This is a genomic window from Pseudonocardia charpentierae (assembly GCF_031845345.1).
Taxonomy (GTDB): domain Bacteria; phylum Actinomycetota; class Actinomycetes; order Mycobacteriales; family Pseudonocardiaceae; genus Pseudonocardia; species Pseudonocardia charpentierae.
In genome coordinates this window covers 129,963-145,953 of sequence record NZ_JAVREJ010000010.1, presented here as the reverse complement: position 1 = coordinate 145,953, position 15,991 = coordinate 129,963, and the positions used below count along the sequence as shown (strand labels likewise).

Sequence of the window (15,991 nt, the reverse complement as noted above, 5' to 3'; positions counted from 1 at the left end):
GCGACCGGCCTGGCAGGATGAGCCGCCGTGAGCGAGGCGACGGCGGGGCGGCGCCAGGCGGGGTCGGCGGTGGGGCAACCGACCGGGCCCGGCGCGACGGGGCCGGCCCTGGACCGCCGCCGGGTGCTCCGGCTGGCGCTGGCCCTGCCCGCCGCGGCCGCGCTCGTGGGCGGCTGCAGCGGTGTCACGCCCCGGCGGAAGGAGCCCGATCCGCTGGTCGCGCTCGCCGACGCCGCCCGGGCGGACGCCGCGCTGGCCGCCGCGGCCGTCGCGGCGGATCCGGGGCTGTCCGCGCGGATCGAGCCGCTGCGCGCGGCGCGGGCGGAGCACGCGGCGGCGCTGGACGCCGAGGTCGTCCGGGTCGGCGGGGCACCGGGTGCCGCGGCCCCCACGAGCGTCGGCCCCACGGCGGCCCCGGCCGCACCACCCGCCGGGTCGGCGCAGGATTCGGCCGCGGCAGGAACCTCTCCCCCGGCATCGGTCACGCCACGGGTCGTCACTCTCGCCCAGGTGCGGGACGCCGTCGCGGCGTCGCAGCGTGGTGCCGCGGATCTGGTGCCGGGTCTGCCGGCCGAGCGCGTCGGTCTCGTCGCGTCGGTCGCCGCCTGCTGCGCGGCCTACGCGGTGGTGCTCGCATGAGCGGCGGCAACGTCCGTCTCGACGACGTGGCGGTCGGCTCCTTGCAGGACGTCCTGGGCACCGAGCACGCGGCGCTGTGGAGCTACGCCCTCGCGATCGCCTTCCTGAAACCGGAGCAGGTCACCACGGCCCGCGCGGACGCCGCGGCGCACCGCGAGCTACGGGGCCAGATCGAGGCCACGCTGACCCAGCTCGGGCAGCGCCCGGTCTCCGCCCAGCCCGCGTACGCCACCCCGCAACCCGTCACGGACGCGGCGTCGGCGGCCGGGCTGCTGGTGACGGCGGAGACGGACGCGGCAGCCGCCTGGCGCTCCGTGCTGGAGCGCAGCACGGACCGCTCCCTGCGCCGGGCGGGCCTCAGGGCGCTGACCGACACGGCCGTCCGGGGCGCCCGGTGGCGTGCGGTGGTCGGCACCCGGCCCGCCGTGCCGGTCTTTCCCGGCCGTTCCTGAACGGGAGACGCAGCAGTCAGGCGAGGGCGTCGAGGACGCGGTCCACGTCGCCGGCCGTGTTGTAGAGGTGGAACGAGAGGCGGACCGCACCGGCACGCAGGCTCCCGGCGACCCCCGCCGCAGCGAGCCGGTCGGGGGCGCCGGGACGGTCGACCGCCACGATCGCCGACCCCGCCGCCGGCAGCCCGAGGCCGCCACGGACGGCGTCGGCCAGCCCGACGCAGTGCTCGCGGACCGCACCGCGGTCCAGGCCGGCGAGCCACGGCAGCACCGCGCCGGCACCGACGTGCGAGAACCACGCCGGGGACGCGTCGAAGCGGCGGGCGGAGTCGGCGAGCCGCAGCGGCAGGCCGTAGATGCTGCCCCAGACGTCGCCACCGGCGTACCAGCAGGCGTGGTGCGGCAGGACGCGGAATCCGTCCAGGGCACGCCCGTAGCCGTCCCGCTGCGGATCCCCACCGTCCGGGGCGGCGAGGTCCGGGCCCAGCGCGAGCCACGCCACCCCGCGGGGGCACAGCAGCCACTTGTAGCCGACGCAGGCGACCGCGTCGGCCCAGCCGAGGTCCGCCGGCAGCCACCCGAGCGACTGCGTCGCGTCGAGCACCACCCGGGTGCCGGCTGTCCGAGCGGCCCGCAGGGCGTCGAGGTCGACCGTCCGGCCGTCGGCGGACTGGACCACGCTCACCGCGACCAGGTCGAACTCCGGCGCCCGCGTGCCGATCATCTCCAGGGGGCACTCGACCACGCTCACGCCCCGCGCCGTCTGCGCGGCGAACGGGAACGAGACGCTGGTGAACTCCCCCTCGGCCACCAGCACCCGCGCTCCCGCGGGCAACGCGGCCGCGACGAGCCCGATCAGCGCCGACACCGACGCGCCGATCGCGACCCGCTCCGCCGGAACGCCGACAAGGTCCGCGAAGGCGGCCCGCCCGGCGGTGACGGCCGGGTCGAAGTCCGGGGCCCGGGCCGTGCCCCGGCGCCAGCTCTCGACCGCGGCGGCCACCGCGTCGGCGGCGCAGGTCGGCGGGACACCGATGCTCGCGGTGTTGAGGTAGCCGTCGGGGACGTCGAATTCTCGACCGAACGCGGTGTGCACGGCGCCCGACGCTAGCCCCGCATTAGAGTCCGCTCGTGGACAGCACCGTGGTGGAGATCCGGACCGGGGACCGCGAGGCGGTCGTCGACCTCGGCGGCGAGATCGTCGACTTCCTGCGATCCGTGGGTGCCGGCGAGGGCCTGCTCAACGTCTGGGTGCCGCACGCCACCGCGGGCCTGGCGGTCATCGAGACCGGCGCGGGCAGCGACACCGACCTGCTCGCCGCGCTGCGCGACCTGCTTCCGGCGGACGACCGCTGGCGCCACCGGCACGGCAGCCGCGGGCACGGCCGCGACCACGTGCTGCCGGGGATCGTCGCGCCGTCGGTGTCGGTCCCGGTGCTCGAGGGGCGGATGGCGCTGGGCACCTGGCAGTCGATCTGCCTGGTCGACACGAACGGCGACAACCCCGTGCGCTCGGTGCGGCTGTCGTTCCTGCCGGGCTGAATTCTCCGGAACCGCCACGCGGGACACGGGCCCGGAGCTAGCCTCCGGGCCGTGGAGGGTCGCGGGGCATCCGGACGTACGGGGGTCGAGGCGCGGCCTTCTCCGGCCGGCTCGGTGCCGCCGTGGTGGCCGGATCGGCCGGGGCCGGCCGCCGCAGGTGCGGATCCGGCGCTGCCGTGGCTGACCGCCGACGCGACACCGGCGCGCAGTGCCGTGCGCAGTGCTCGACGACGCCCCGTCCGACGCTCTGCCCGACGCCTCGTGGTGCTCGCCGTCGCGGTGGTCGTCGCGGTGGTCGTCGCCGCTGTGGCTCTCCTCGCCACCGTCGGCGTGCGGGCGGAGCACAGCTCCCGGACGGCCGGGACCACTCTGACGACACCCTTCCTGTCCTACGCACCACCGGTCGGCTGGAGCGCCCCGCCGCCCGATCTCGGCGCCGGGACGGACGCGCCGGCGCTGACCGGCGTCGTGCACGGGCCGAGGTACGAGTGCGGCGGCCAGAGCTTCCTCCGGGGCTTCGCCGCCGCAGCGCTGCTGCCCACCGGCGCGGAGGTGGGTCCGGCCGAGCTCGCGGAGCGCCTCGCCCGGTGGTTCGCCGCCACGTCGTACGCGGCGCCCGGCGGCGCACCACCGGACGTGACCATCACCCTGCCGCGCCCGGTTGCCGTCGACGGGTCGGACGGAACGGTCGCCGGCACCGTCGTCGAGGTCTCCGTGCACACGCCGGCCGGTCCGGCCGGGTGTTCCGCAGGAGGCACCGTCCTCGCGCTCGGCGCGCCGGTCAGCGGCGGGGCCGCCCTGCTCCTGGTCGCGGGCGACTCCGCGGGCGGGCCGACCGAGCCGGCTGCGCCGGACCGGTCGACGCTGGACGCGGTGCTCGCCAGCGTCCGGCTCGGCCCGCCGTGACCGGTGGCGTCAGCGCTTGCCGGTCAGCTCCACCAGGTGCTCGACGGCCGAGGCCAGGGCGACCTCCGTCCGTTCCCCCGTTTCCCGGTCCTTGACCTCGATCACCCCGGAGGCCAGCCCGCGGCCGACCACCACGATCGTCGGCACGCCGACCAGCTCGGCGTCGGCGAACTTCACCCCCGGAGAAGCGGTGCGGTCGTCGAGCAGCACCCGCAACCCGGCCGCGTCGAGCTGTTCGGCCAGTTTCTCCGCGCCCTCACGGATCTCCGCCTGCTTGCCGGCCACGACCAGGTGCACGTCGAACGGCGTCACCGATCGCGGCCACACCAGGCCGTGCTCGTCGTGGCTCTGCTCGGCGATCGCGGCGACCAGGCGCGAGACCCCGATGCCGTAGGAGCCCATCGTGATCCGGACCGGCTTGGAGTCGGGCCCCAGCGCGTCGAGCGAGAAGGCGTCGGCGTACTTGCGGCCGAGCTGGAAGATGTGCCCGATCTCGATGCCGCGCGCCGCCTCCAGGACCCCCTGGCCGTCGGGCGACGGATCGCCCGCGCGCACCTCGGCGGCCTCGATCGTCCCGTCCGGGGTGAAGTCGCGGCCCACGACCAGATCGACGACGTGGTGGTCCGGCTTGTCCGCGCCCGTCACCCACGCCGTGCCCGTCACGATCCGGGGATCGACGAGGAAACGCACGCCGTTCGCCGCGAGCGCTCCCGGCCCGATGTAGCCCTTCACCAGGAACGGGCGCGCCGCGAAGTCGGCCTCCTCCAGCAGGGCGACCTCGGCGGGCTCGAGCGCCGCCCCGAGGCGCTTCATGTCGACCTCGCGGTCGCCGGGTACGCCGACGGCGAGCAGCTCCCAGCCGTCCGCGCCGGGCAGGCGGGTCTTGACCAGCACGTTCTTCAACGTGTCCGCCGCCGTGAACGTCCGGCCGAGGCCGGCGGAGTTGAGGAAGGCGACCAGCGTGTCGATCGTCGGCGTGTCCGGTGTGTGGTGCACCTGGGCGGGGGGCTTGTCGTCGACCGGCTGCGCGGGAGGCGCGGGGGTGGTGACGGCCTCGACGTTCGCGGCGTAGCCGCCGGGCCCGCGGACGAAGGTGTCCTCCCCTGTCTCGGACTCGGCGAGGAACTCCTCGCTGGCCGAGCCGCCCATCGCCCCGGACATCGCCGAGACGATCACGTACCGCAGCCCGAGCCGGTCGAAGATCTTGATGTACGCGTCGCGGTGCTTCGCGTACGACTCGGCCAGGCCCTCGTCGGTCAGGTCGAACGAGTAGGAGTCCTTCATGAGGAACTCGCGGCCGCGCAGGATGCCCGCGCGGGGGCGCTCCTCGTCGCGGTACTTGGTCTGGATCTGGTAGAGGACGACCGGGTAGTCCTTGTACGAGGCGAACTCGCCCTTCACCGTGAGGGTGAACAGCTCCTCGTGCGTGGGACCGAGCAGATAGTCGCCACCCTTGCGGTCCTTGAGCCGGAAGATGTTCGGGCCGTACTCGGTCCACCGGTTCGTGGCCTCGTAGGGCTCGCGGGGCAGCAGCGCGGGGAACTGGATCTCCTGGGCGCCCATGGCGTCCATCTCCTCGCGCACCACCTGCTCGACGGCACGGAGCACCCGGAGCCCCAGCGGCAGCCAGGAGTAGATCCCCGGCGCGATCCGGCGGACGTAGCCGGCGCGGACGAGCAGCTTGTGGCTCGGCACCTCCGCGTCGGCCGGGTCCTCGCGCAGGGTCCGCAGGAACAGCGACGACATCCTGGTCAGCACCTGGGGAAGGGTAGCGACGACCCCCGACGGCCGTCGCCTCGGTTCCGGCTCACCTCGGCGGCCGGTTTCTGTCGGTGGTCGCCGCTAGCGTCCGTCGCGACGGAGGACACCAGGAGGAGGCTCGACATGGCACTGGCGATCGGCATGGTCACCACGGACAGCGCGGACCCGAAGGCACTGGCCGGGTTCTGGGCCGCGGCGCTGCGCACGGACGTCTCGGGCAACTACGGCGAGTTCGTCATGCTCGCCCCGTCGTCGGCGGGCGGTCCGGTGCTCGGCTTCCAGAAGGTCCCGGAGGAGCGCGCGGGTAAGAACCGGTTGCACCTCGACCTGGTGGCGCCGGTCGGTGAGCGCCACGCGGAGGTGGAGCGGCTGGTCGGGCTCGGCGCCACGGTGCTCGGCGAGCGCGGCGGCGACGCGGAGGGCTTCGTCTGGACCACGCTGACGGACCCGGAGGGCAACGAGTTCTGCGTCGCGGAGCACTGACCGCACGACGGAGAGTCGGAATGCGGGCGGCAGCCGGGCCGTTGCGCGGTCTGTGACCACGCTCACCGAGTTCGACCCGCACGCGCTGATCGCCGAGGCCCGGCTGGGGGTGCTCGCCACGATCAAGTCCGACGGCCGCCCGCAGCTGTCGCCGGTCACGCCGTTCTACGACCGCGAGGCCGGCGTGCTCTACGTCTCGATGACGGAGGGCCGCGCCAAGACGGCGAACCTCCGCCGCGACCCTCGCGCCGCGCTGGAGGTGACGAGCAGCGACGGCTGGTCGTGGGCCACGGCCGAGGGCAGCGTGACGCTCACCGGGCCCGGGACGGATCCGGACGGTCCCGAGGTCCAGGCGCTCGTCGACTACTACCGGGCGGCCGCGGGCGAGCACCCCGACTGGGCCGAGTACCGCGCCGTGATGGTGGCGGACCGCCGCGTGCTGATGGCGATGCGGGTGGAGCGGGCGTACGGCGCGAAGGTCCGCTGAGCACACCGGTCGCCCGGACGGGCGGCTGATCCGCGGCGGCTACCGTGGATGCCGTGCTCGTCCTGCTGCCGCCGTCGGAGACCAAGCACGCGGGAGGCGACGGCCCGCCCCTCGCGGCGGCGGCGCTCTCCTTCCCCGAGCTGGACCCGCTCCGCAAGGAACTGGTCGACGAGCTGGTCGAGCTCGCGGGCGACGTCCCCGCGAGCCGGGCGGCGCTGGGGCTCTCGCCGCGGCAGGACGTCGAGGTGAGCCGCAATGCCACGCTGTGGAGCGCACCGACGTTGCCGGCGCTGCGCCGCTACACCGGCGTGCTCTACGACGCGCTCGACGCCGGCTCGCTGCGGGGTGCCGCGGCAGCGCGGGCGGGCGCGCGGCTGATGGTCGGGTCGTCGCTGTTCGGGCTGCTGCGGGCCACCGACCCGGTGCCCGCCTACCGGCTGTCCGCCGGCTCGGCGCTACCCGGCCGGCCGACGCTCGCCGCCCGATGGCGGCCGCTGCTCGACCCCGTGCTCGCCGAACTCGCGGCCACCCAGACCGTGGTCGACCTGCGCTCCGGCTCGTACGCCGCGCTCGGCCGGGTGACGGGTGCGGTCACGGTGAACGTGTTGTCCGAGCGCCCGGACCGCAGCCGGAGCGTCGTCAGCCACTTCAACAAGGCGCACAAGGGCCGGCTGGCCCGGGCGCTCGCGGTCACGCGGGCGGAGCCGTCGGACGCCGCCGGCGTGGCGGCGGTGGCCCGGCGCGCCGGAATGCGCGTCGAGCGCTCCGGTGCGACGCACCTCGACGTGATCGTCGCCGCCTGACGGCCGACCGGCCGGAGTCGGGCGGCACACCGGTCAACGGGGCGAGCACCCGTTCCACGGTGGTGCCACCTTGCACGTGCGCCTGCACGGAAACCTCGTTGCGCGACACCGGGAGCCTGAGCAGAGTGAGATCCGTCGAGCCGGATCACCGGCGGAGAACGAGGAGACGCCGCATGTCGACCGCCGCCCGGGGCGTGGTCTGCACCCGTCCCCCTGCTCCGCCCGCCGTCTAAGGCCGCCTTTCTCGGAACCGCGCGGCCGGCGGGCACCCCTCTTCTGGAGAACCCGCGTTGCGCGAGCACGACCTCGACCGTCCCCCTGTCAAGTTCCGCCGTCGCCGCTTCGACGACGACGAACCCGTCACCTTCCGCCGCCGTGGCGGACCGGCACCCGTCGACCTCGACGGCCGTGCTGGCGTCGACATCGACGGCCCACCCACCGGCGACCGCTGGTCGACCTGGACCGGTGCGATGCACGGTCCGCGGCCGCGGCCGCCGTGGGTGATCACCGATCACGCCGCCATCGACACCGAGCTCGGTGTCCTCAAGACCGGCAAGGAGGCCGACGTCCACCTCCTCGAGCGCGCCGTACCGGACGACGACCGCCGGGTGCTGCTCGCGGCGAAGCGCTACCGCAGCGCCGAGCACCGGATGTTCCACCGCGACGCCGGATACACCGAGGGCCGGCGGGTGCGCAGTTCCCGCGAGATGCGGGCCATGGCGCGACGCACGGAGTTCGGCCGTGACCTGCTCGCCGGGCAGTGGGCGGCCGCGGAGTTCGCGGCGCTCGCCCGGCTGTGGGCCGACGGCGTGGCCGTGCCCTACCCGGTGCAGCTGGACGGAACCGAGCTGCTGATCGAGTTCGTCGGCTCGCCCGACGGGTCGGCCGCCCCGCGCCTGGCCCAGCTGCGGCCCGACCCGGCCCTGCTCGCCGACCTGTGGCGGCAGCTGTCCGTCGCACTCCGCGGGCTGGCCCGGCACGGCCTGACCCACGGCGACCTGTCGGCCTACAACCTGCTCGTGCACAGCCCGGACGGGGTGGCGAGCCGGCTCGTGGTGATCGACCTGCCGCAGGTGGTCGACGTGATCGGGAACCCGCAGGGACCGGCGTTCCTCGCGCGGGACGTGGCCCGGGTCGCCGAGTGGTTCGCCGCACGCGGGCTGCCCGACGCGCCGGGTGAGGCCGGCGCGTTGCTCGAGGAGTTGTGCGCCGACCTGCGCATTCCGCCGGAGTCCGTCTCCCGCACGACGTCACACCCCTGACAAGGTCACACCGCCGTGTGGCGGTACCGGCGCGACCGACGGCCGGGCCTCGCGTATGCTTGATCACGAGCGCCCGGCCGTTCCGGCCTAGGAAGTCCGTCGTAGCGGGCGCCACCCGCACCACTCATCAGGGCGTCACGCACGCCCGGGCTCGTCCGGAGTGATCATCGGTGCCGCCATCTCGGTGCCGCCACCTCCTCGCGCGACGTGCCACGTCCCGGAGGTTCGTTTGTCTTCCCCCTTCGCTCGCCGTGCCCCGCGCACGTCGAACGCCTCGTCGTCGCGTCGCCCCTCGGGCGGCGGTCGACCCCGCTCGTCCCGCGGACCCCGCGGCACCGGCGGCCCCTCCCCGGTCCTCGCCACGGCGATGCCGCCGGAGGTCCTGTGGACCGTCCCCGAAGCCGGGATGCCGTCCTTCGCCGAACTCGGTCTGCCCGAGCCCGTGCTGCGGGCGCTGACGGCGGGCGGCTTCACCGCGCCGTTCCCCATCCAGGCGGCCACCCTCCCCGAGACCCTCGCCGGGCACGACCTGCTCGGCCGCGGTCAGACCGGCTCGGGCAAGACCCTGGCCTTCGGCCTCGCACTGCTGTCGCGCCTCGCCGGCGACCGGGCCCAGGCCCGTCGTCCGCGCGGCCTCGTCCTCGTCCCGACCCGCGAGCTCGCGCAGCAGGTCGTCGATGCGGTGATGCCGTACGCCAAGGCGCTGGGCCTGACCGTCACCTCGGTGGTGGGCGGCATGTCGTTCAACCGGCAGGCCGCTGAGCTGCAGCGCGGGATCGACCTGCTGGTCGCCACCCCGGGCCGCCTCACCGACCACACCAACCAGCGCACCTGCGACCTGTCGGCGATCGAGGTCACCGCGATCGACGAGGCCGACCGCATGGCCGACATGGGGTTCCTGCCCCAGGTCCGCGCCATCCTCGACCTCACCCCGGCCGACGGCCAGCGGCTGCTGTTCTCCGCGACGCTGGACGGCGAGGTCGCGACGCTGGTCCGCCGTTACCTGCACGACCCGGTGACCCGCGCGGTCGCCTCGGCCACGGCCCAGGTCTCGACCATGGAGCACCACCTGCTCGTCGTCGACACCTCCGCCAAGCCCCGTGTGGTCACGGAGATCGCCGCCCGCGACGGGCGAACCATCCTCTTCGTCCGCACGAAGCACGGCGTGGACCGGCTGGTGAAGACCCTGCGCCGCGACGGGATCACCGCGGTCGCCCTGCACGGCGGTAAGGCGCAGAACGCCCGCAACCGCGCGATCGCGGAGTTCAAGGAGGGCCAGGCACCGGTGCTGGTCGCCACGGACGTCGCTGCCCGCGGTATCCACGTCGACGACGTCAGCCTCGTCGTGCACGTCGACCCGCCCGCCGACCCCAAGGACTACCTGCACCGCGCCGGCCGTACGGCGCGGGCCGGCGAGTCGGGCACGGTCGTCACCATGGTGACCCCGCCCGAGCGCCGTGAGGTGGACCGGCTGACCCGGCTCGCCGGGGTGCGCGCTACCAGCACCGAGGTCGGCCCCGGTGACGCGTCTCTCGGCCGGATCACCGGAGCCCGCACGCCGAGCGGTGTGCCCGTGGCGGAGGCGCCGAAGCCGGCACCCACGCCTCGTCGCCGCGCCGCCCCCGGCGCCGGTCGCCCCGGTTCCGGCCGGTCGGTCGGCGGGCGCTCGAGTGGCGGTCGCAGCGGGGCCGGGCGTCCGCGTCGCGCCGCCTGATCCTCCGCTTCGTCTTCGGTAGGAAAGCCACGTTCATGCGGCAGGACCGCGTGAACGTGGCTTTTCTGCCTCGGCCGCCGGTCAGCTCAGGCCGAGCACCGAGAGCGCCAGCCGGGCCGCCGCTCCGCCGTCCGTCTCCGCGACGGCGAGAGCAGCCGGCACGTCCAGGTTCGCCGACAGCGCGATGGTGACGGCACGGGCCGCCGACGGCGAGCCGTCCGTCCCGCGGGCCGCCGCCGCGTAGAGCCGCTCCAGCCGGGCCGCGGCGCGGTCCAGGGAGCCGGGTTCGAAGTCCCACGGCCGCGCCCACGGCCGGTCGATCAGCAACAGCCGCAGCACGGCCGGCGGGTAGCGCTCGACGACCTCGCTCACGAGGACGAGGTTGCCGGCCGACTTGGCCATCTTCTCCCCGTCGACCTGCACGGTCCCGACGTGCAACCACGCCCGGGCGAAGGGCCTGACCCCCGTGACGGCCTCGGCCATCGCGGCCTCGTAGGCGTGGTGCGGGTAGCGCAGATCCGCGCCGCCGACGTGCAGGTCGAGGGCGGGGCCGAACGTCGTCAGCGCCATCGCCGCGCACTCCGCGTGCCATCCGGGCCGGCCCTCGCCCCACGGGCTCGGCCACGCCGGCTCGCTCGTCCCCGCTCCCGGGCCTGCCGCCCGCCAGACGGCGACGTCGGCCCACTCCTCGCGACCGTCGTCGAAGCGCTCGCCGAACTCGACGGCCAACCCCCGCGCGGTGACCCGGTCCAGGCCGGCGCGGGCGGTCACGTCGGCACCGCGGAACCAGACCGACCCGTCGCGTTCGTACGCGGCACCGGCCTCGAGCAGCGCCTCGGCCAGCGCGACGACGTGCTCGACATAGTTGTGCGCCCGGGGCTCGTGCGTCGGCCTGCGGACACCGAGCGCGGCCATGTCGCGGTCGAACCGGAACTGCTGCACGGCCGCGAAGCTGTCGAACCGGGACCCCGCCTGCGCTGCGGCCGCGTCGAGGACGTCGTCGACGTCGGTGACGTTGCGGCACACCTCGACGTCCACGCCCGCGTGCCGCAGCACCCGCGCGGCGACGTCACCCCAGACGAAGGTCGAGGCGTGGCCCAGGTGCGTGGTGTCGTAGGGGGTGATCCCGCAGACGTACACCCGCGCCCGGCCGACCACCGGGACCGGGCGACCCTCCAACCGCAGCACCGTCAGCGCTCCGGGCGGGCCTGCCGCCGTGCGACGCGCCGCAGTTGCAGGATGCGCACACTCCCGGGAATGGCGACGAGCAGGATGCCCGCGATCGCCGCGAGCAGGAGCGCGACACCGGTGGGCAGCACGCCCTCGAGGGCGAAGAACGAGATCTGCACCGGGTCGCCGTTCTGCAGGATGAACACCAGCAGGAACAGCAGGACCAGCGCAGAGAGGATCAGGCCCACCCACAGGCCACCGCTACGCGAATGCCGCACGGCGGGAGCGGTGCCGGTGGCTGGAGCGGCGCCGGTGGCCGGAGCGGTACCGGTGGCCGGGCCGGACGGGGGCAGCGCGACCGGGCCGGTCGTCCGGTCCGCCGGAACGGGGATCCGCATGCCGGGATCGGTCGCCGGGTCCGCAGTCGGGTCGACCGGCCCCGCGCTGCCGTGTGCCCGCGAGCCACCGAGGCTTCCGCGCCCCGCGTCGTCGCTCATGTCCCGATGTCCTCTTCTCTGGAAACCGTGGGCCCGGCACTCCCGGACGGGCGTCGCATGGGCACGTGCGGAACCCCGTCCCAGTCGTAGCCGGGCCCGCTCGGCACGAAACCGAATCCACCGTACAGCCCAGTGAGATGCGCCTGGGCGTCGAGCACGCACGGCGCGTCGCCCACCTCCCGCAGTGCCTCCACGAGCAGACGCCGGCTCGATCCTCGCCCGCGGGCCGCCGCTGCCGTGCACACGCGCCCGATCCGCCGCTCCCCACCGGGTTCGGTGAGAAGCCGCAGGTACGCCTCCGGCGCCTCGGCAGGCCCGATCACGAGATGCACGGTGCCCGCGTCGAGATCGCGCCCGTCCAGCTCGGCGTAGGCGCAGCGCTGCTCGACGACGAACACGTCCACCCGGAGGCGCAGCAGCCCGTGGAGCGCCGCCGTCGTCAGGTCGGGTCCTCGTGTCACCTGCACTGTGCCGTCCATGTGGGGACAACTTAACCTCGGAGCGTGCGGCACCACGACTTGATCGTCATCGGCTCCGGCTCCGGCAACTCGTTCCTCGACGCCCGGTTCGACAACCTCGACGTCGCGTTGGTCGAGCACGGGACGTTCGGCGGCACCTGCCTCAACGTCGGCTGCATCCCGACCAAGATGTTCGTGCACCCCGCCGACATCGCGCGTGCGGTGCGCCGGGCCGGCCATCTGGGTATCGACGCCTCGGTGGACAAGGTGCGCTGGAGCGACATCCGGGACCGCGTGTTCGGCCGGATCGACCCGATCTCCTCCGCAGGGCGCGACTACCGCGCCCACCGGTGCCGCAACATCACGCTGTACGAGGGGCACGCCCGGTTCACCGGCCCGAAGGAGCTGCACGTCGACGGACCGGACGTGGCGCTCACGGCCGACCGGATCGTGCTCGCGGCGGGCAGCCGGCCCATCGTTCCCGCCGTCGTCACCGAGTCGGGGGTGCCCTTCCACACCTCGGACACCGTGATGCGGCTCGAGACGCTGCCCGAACGCCTGATCATCCTCGGGGCGGGCTACATCGCCGCGGAGTTCGCCCACGTGTTCTCCGCGTTCGGCTGCGCGGTCTCGGTGGTCGGGCGCAGCAGCCCGATGCTGCGCGACCAGGACGAGACGGTGTCCGAGCGGTTCACCGCACTGGCCCGCGACCGGTGGGACGTGCACCTGGGCGCCGAGCCGGTCCGGGTCCGCGGTGACGCCTGCCAGATCGTGCTCGACCTCGCCGGCGGGACGTGCGTCCGTGGCGACGTGCTGCTCGTCGCCACCGGACGACGGCCCAACGGAGACGGGCTCGACCTACCGGCGGCGGGGATCCCGACCCGTCGCGACGGGAGGATCGTCGTCGACGAGTTCCAGCGCACTCCGGTCGACGGCGTGTTCGCGCTCGGGGACGCCAGTTCGCCGTACCAGCTCAAGCACGTCGCGAACCACGAGTCGAGGGTCGTGGCCCACAACCTGCTGCACCCCGACGAGCTGCAGCGGACGGACCACCGGTTCGTGCCGGCAGCGGTGTTCACCGACCCCCAGATCGCCGCGGTCGGGCGCACCGAGCAGGAGTGCCGCGACGCCGGCCTCGACTACGCGGTGCACGTGCAGGCCTACGGCGACGTGGCATACGGGTGGGCGATGGAGGACGACACCGGCTTCTGCAAGGTGCTCGCCGAGCGCGGCACCGGGCGGTTGCTGGGTGCCCACATCATGGGACCGGACGCCTCGGTGGTGATCCAGCCGCTGATCCAGGCCATGTCGTTCGGGCTGACCGCGAACGACATGGCCTGTGGGCAGTACTGGATCCACCCGGCGCTGCCCGAGCTGGTCGAGAACGCGCTGCTCGGCCTGCGGCTCTGAGCCTTCCCCGGCGTCAGCCGGCAGCTTGCGTGGGTGGCGGCGCCGTACGGACGGCGGCCGACGCCGGGTCGTAGGGCACGGGCGGCGACTCCTCGCCGCGCAGACCGGCGACGAGCGCCGTGATCTCGGACATGATCGCTCCGGTGGCGCCGTCCAGTGCGGTGCGGGTGCGCGGACCGCCGAGCCAGCGCGACAGGTCGACCGGCGGACCGGCCACGACCTTCACCGTCTTGCGCGGGAACGGGTGGGGGTGACGGTCCGGCGGCACCAGGTCCTGGGTGCCCCAGTTCGCGACCGGGATCACTGGCGTCCCGGTGACCAGTGCGATCCGTCCGATCCCGTTCTTCGCCTTCATCGGCCACTCGTCGGGATCCGCGGTCAGCGTGCCCTCCGGGTAGAAGACGACGACCTCGCCGCGGCGCAACGCCTCGATCGCCTCCTTGTAGGCGTCGGCGGCTCGGGTGGACGCCCGGTGCACCGGGATGTGGCGGCCGCCCGCCATCACCGAGCGCACGACCGGGATCCTCCACAGCTCGGCCTTCGCGAGGAACCGGGGCATCCGGCCGTGGGAGATGGCGAACGCGACGTCGTAGATGGGGTCGACGTCCGAGACGTGGTTGCACGCCAGCAGCGCCCCTCCCGATCGGGGCAGGTGCTCGCCGCCTGCGAACACCACGCGCGGGCCGAACATCGTGACCGGCCACAGCGCCGAGATCGCGAAGCCGAACCAGAACCCCGAGCCGCGACGGCGCCGTGTGAAGCTCAACGCCAGCACCTCGCGCACCCGCAGCGGCCGTGGCGGGACCGTCTCCGTCATGCCCGCTCCTCCCCCTCGCGGCCGATGATCACACGACCGGTCCGGGGTGGCACCGGCGGATCGGTGGACGGGGTGCTCACTCCCGCCCGGCGGGCGCGAGCCCCGGCAGTCCGTCGAGGCTCGTCGCGTTCCGCTCGGCGTGGTACCTCGCGATCCGCTCGTCGTCCCGGCTGCGCCACACCCGGTCCAGCGTCTCCCGCTCCTCCACCAGATCCATCCGCGGCACCGCGTAGCCGCAGGAGTCGGACACCCGCGCGACGTCGACGACGATCACCCCACGCAGGTAGGGCCTGCGGCTCGACCCGGCCTCGCCGAACGCGGCCAGCTCCGCCTCGAACGCGGGGTCGTCGACCAGGACCGCGCGCCCGATGCCGTGCAGGCGCACGACCGTCGGCCGCCTGTCGAACGAGCAGAACATCACGCAGACCCGGCCGTTCTCACGCAGGTGCGCGACGGTCTCGACACCGCTGCCGGTGATGTCGAGGTAGGCGAACGTGTGCGAGTCGACGACCCGGAAGGTTCCGCTCCCGCCCTTCGGCGAGAGGTTGACCAGGCCGTCGGCGGCGAGCGGCGCCGTCGCTACGAAGAACACCGGCTGGCGCCCGATCCACGCCGCCATGTCGGCGTCGATGCAGTCGTAGACCTTGGACACGGAGTTCCTCCGGCTTCTCGACCCCTCAGGGCAGGGTGAGGATCTCGGCGCCACCGCCGGTGACCACGATCGTGTGCTCGAACTGCGCGGTGCGCTTGCGGTCCTTGGTCAGCACCGTCCAGCCGTCGTCCCACATGTCGTACTCGGCGGTGCCGAGCGTGATCATCGGTTCGATGGTGAAGGTCATGCCCTCCTCCAGCACCGTGGCGACCTCCGGGTTGTCGTAGTGCAGCACCACGAGACCGGAGTGGAAGTCGCGGCCGATGCCGTGGCCGGTGAAGTCGCGGACCACCCCGTAGCCGAACCGGCGGGCGTAGCTCTCGATGACGCGGCCGACGACGTTCAGCGCGCGCCCCGGCCGCACCGCCTTGATCGCCCGCATCGTCGCCTCGTGGGTGCGCTCGACCAGCAGCCGGTCCTCCTCCGTCGCGTCGCCGGCGAGGAACGTGCCGTTCGTGTCGCCGTGGACGCCCCCGATGAACGCCGTGACGTCGATGTTGACGATGTCGCCGTCCTGGATCACCGTCGAGTCGGGGATTCCGTGGCAGATGACCTCGTTCAGGCTCGTGCAGCACGACTTCGGGAAGCCGCGGTAGCCCAGCGTCGACGGGTACGCGTCGTGGTCGACCAGGAACTCGTGGACGACACGGTCCACCTCGTCCGTCGTGACGCCCGGGGCGACGGCCGCGCCACCCGCCTGCAGCGCCTGCGCCCCGATCCGCCCGGCCACGCGCATGGCCTCGATGATCTCGGGCGGCTGCACCCAGGGGTCGGCACTCCTGGTCGGGCCCGGCTTGCCCACGTACTCCGGCCGCGGGATGTGCGCCGGGACCTCACGCCGGGGCGAGATCGTGCCGGGGGTCAGCAGTGTCCGGGTGGGCATGGCACCAGTCTAGAGACGCCGACCGACAGGTCCGACGGCTCGCGCCTTGGAACGG

General features: G+C 74.2%; 18 protein-coding genes. 10 read left to right on the top strand and 8 right to left on the bottom strand.

Annotated elements, in window-relative coordinates; genetic code table 11:
- Positions 1 to 27: 27 nt before the first annotated feature.
- Together RM445_RS15885 and RM445_RS15880 are read left to right on the top strand one after the other, a co-directional pair.
- Positions 28 to 639 carry a hypothetical protein gene (locus tag RM445_RS15885; protein WP_311557112.1) on the top strand — a complete coding sequence of 204 codons (612 nt, stop codon included), beginning with the start codon at positions 28 to 30 and terminating at the stop codon, positions 637 to 639.
- Positions 636 to 1,091 carry a ferritin-like domain-containing protein gene (locus RM445_RS15880; RefSeq protein ID WP_311557111.1) on the top strand — a complete coding sequence of 152 codons (456 nt, stop codon included), beginning with the start codon at positions 636 to 638 and terminating at the stop codon, positions 1,089 to 1,091. The genes RM445_RS15885 and RM445_RS15880 overlap by 4 nt, the downstream gene beginning before the upstream one ends.
- A 16-nt stretch (positions 1,092 to 1,107) precedes the next feature.
- Here the strand turns inward: RM445_RS15880 and RM445_RS15875 are convergent, their stop codons facing one another.
- Positions 1,108 to 2,187: an aminotransferase class V-fold PLP-dependent enzyme gene (locus RM445_RS15875; protein ID WP_311557110.1), complete on the bottom strand. Its 1,080-nt coding sequence runs from the start codon at positions 2,185 to 2,187 to the stop codon at positions 1,108 to 1,110.
- 35 nt (positions 2,188 to 2,222) lie between these two features.
- Here RM445_RS15875 and RM445_RS15870 point away from each other — a divergent pair, with 35 nt between their 5' ends.
- A complete protein-coding gene (locus tag RM445_RS15870) occupies positions 2,223 to 2,633 on the top strand; it encodes a secondary thiamine-phosphate synthase enzyme YjbQ (RefSeq protein WP_311557109.1) in 411 nt (136 codons plus the stop codon).
- A gap of 51 nt (positions 2,634 to 2,684) precedes the next feature.
- The gene (locus RM445_RS15865; RefSeq protein WP_311557107.1) at positions 2,685 to 3,539 is read left to right on the top strand and encodes a hypothetical protein; all 855 of its coding nucleotides are present in this window, start codon (positions 2,685 to 2,687) and stop codon (positions 3,537 to 3,539) included.
- 9 nt (positions 3,540 to 3,548) lie between these two features.
- Here the strand turns inward: RM445_RS15865 and RM445_RS15860 are convergent, their stop codons facing one another.
- The gene (locus RM445_RS15860; protein WP_311557105.1) at positions 3,549 to 5,297 is read right to left on the bottom strand and encodes a proline--tRNA ligase; all 1,749 of its coding nucleotides are present in this window, start codon (positions 5,295 to 5,297) and stop codon (positions 3,549 to 3,551) included.
- Between the two features lie 126 nt (positions 5,298 to 5,423).
- Between RM445_RS15860 and RM445_RS15855 the strand changes: the two genes are divergently transcribed.
- The 5 genes from RM445_RS15855 to RM445_RS15835 all read left to right on the top strand — a co-directional run bounded on the left by RM445_RS15855 (position 5,424) and on the right by RM445_RS15835 (position 10,049).
- A complete protein-coding gene (locus RM445_RS15855; protein ID WP_311557103.1) occupies positions 5,424 to 5,783 on the top strand; it encodes a VOC family protein in 360 nt (119 codons plus the stop codon).
- 52 nt (positions 5,784 to 5,835) lie between these two features.
- Complete coding sequence (locus tag RM445_RS15850; protein WP_311557101.1) at positions 5,836 to 6,270, top strand: PPOX class F420-dependent oxidoreductase; 435 nt, start codon at positions 5,836 to 5,838, stop codon at positions 6,268 to 6,270.
- A 53-nt stretch (positions 6,271 to 6,323) separates the two neighbouring features.
- Positions 6,324 to 7,073, top strand: coding sequence for a peroxide stress protein YaaA (yaaA, locus tag RM445_RS15845; RefSeq protein WP_311557099.1), 750 nt, complete (start codon positions 6,324 to 6,326; stop codon positions 7,071 to 7,073).
- 290 nt (positions 7,074 to 7,363) lie between these two features.
- Entirely contained in the window at positions 7,364 to 8,335 is a 972-nt protein-coding gene (locus RM445_RS15840; protein ID WP_311557097.1) for an RIO1 family regulatory kinase/ATPase domain-containing protein, read from the top strand.
- A 367-nt stretch (positions 8,336 to 8,702) separates the two neighbouring features.
- A complete protein-coding gene (locus tag RM445_RS15835) occupies positions 8,703 to 10,049 on the top strand; it encodes a DEAD/DEAH box helicase (protein WP_311557095.1) in 1,347 nt (448 codons plus the stop codon).
- A gap of 81 nt (positions 10,050 to 10,130) precedes the next feature.
- Here the strand turns inward: RM445_RS15835 and RM445_RS15830 are convergent, their stop codons facing one another.
- From RM445_RS15830 to RM445_RS15820, 3 genes are read right to left on the bottom strand one after another with little or no spacing between them, the layout of a single operon-like run.
- Entirely contained in the window at positions 10,131 to 11,237 is a 1,107-nt protein-coding gene (locus tag RM445_RS15830; RefSeq protein ID WP_311557093.1) for a class I tRNA ligase family protein, read from the bottom strand.
- A gap of 2 nt (positions 11,238 to 11,239) precedes the next feature.
- On the bottom strand, positions 11,240 to 11,716 hold the full coding sequence (locus RM445_RS15825; protein WP_311557091.1) for a LapA family protein: 477 nt from the start codon (positions 11,714 to 11,716) through the stop codon (positions 11,240 to 11,242).
- Positions 11,713 to 12,195 carry a GNAT family N-acetyltransferase gene (locus RM445_RS15820; RefSeq protein ID WP_311557089.1) on the bottom strand — a complete coding sequence of 161 codons (483 nt, stop codon included), beginning with the start codon at positions 12,193 to 12,195 and terminating at the stop codon, positions 11,713 to 11,715. The genes RM445_RS15825 and RM445_RS15820 overlap by 4 nt, the downstream gene beginning before the upstream one ends.
- Before the next feature lie 24 nt (positions 12,196 to 12,219).
- On the opposite strand from RM445_RS15820, the gene RM445_RS15815 reads away from it, so the two are divergent.
- Positions 12,220 to 13,584 (top strand): mycothione reductase, encoded by a 1,365-nt coding sequence (locus RM445_RS15815; protein WP_311557088.1) that lies wholly within the window; start codon positions 12,220 to 12,222, stop codon positions 13,582 to 13,584.
- A gap of 13 nt (positions 13,585 to 13,597) precedes the next feature.
- Here RM445_RS15815 and RM445_RS15810 read toward each other — a convergent pair whose 3' ends face one another.
- The 3 genes from RM445_RS15810 to map form a co-directional block, all read right to left on the bottom strand.
- On the bottom strand, positions 13,598 to 14,401 hold the full coding sequence (locus tag RM445_RS15810) for a lysophospholipid acyltransferase family protein (protein WP_311557087.1): 804 nt from the start codon (positions 14,399 to 14,401) through the stop codon (positions 13,598 to 13,600).
- 76 nt (positions 14,402 to 14,477) lie between these two features.
- Positions 14,478 to 15,053, bottom strand: a complete 576-nt coding sequence (locus RM445_RS15805) for a pyridoxamine 5'-phosphate oxidase family protein (RefSeq protein ID WP_311557085.1) — start codon at positions 15,051 to 15,053, stop codon at positions 14,478 to 14,480.
- A gap of 25 nt (positions 15,054 to 15,078) precedes the next feature.
- Positions 15,079 to 15,936: a type I methionyl aminopeptidase gene (map, locus tag RM445_RS15800; protein WP_311557083.1), complete on the bottom strand. Its 858-nt coding sequence runs from the start codon at positions 15,934 to 15,936 to the stop codon at positions 15,079 to 15,081.
- Positions 15,937 to 15,991 lie beyond the last annotated feature (55 nt).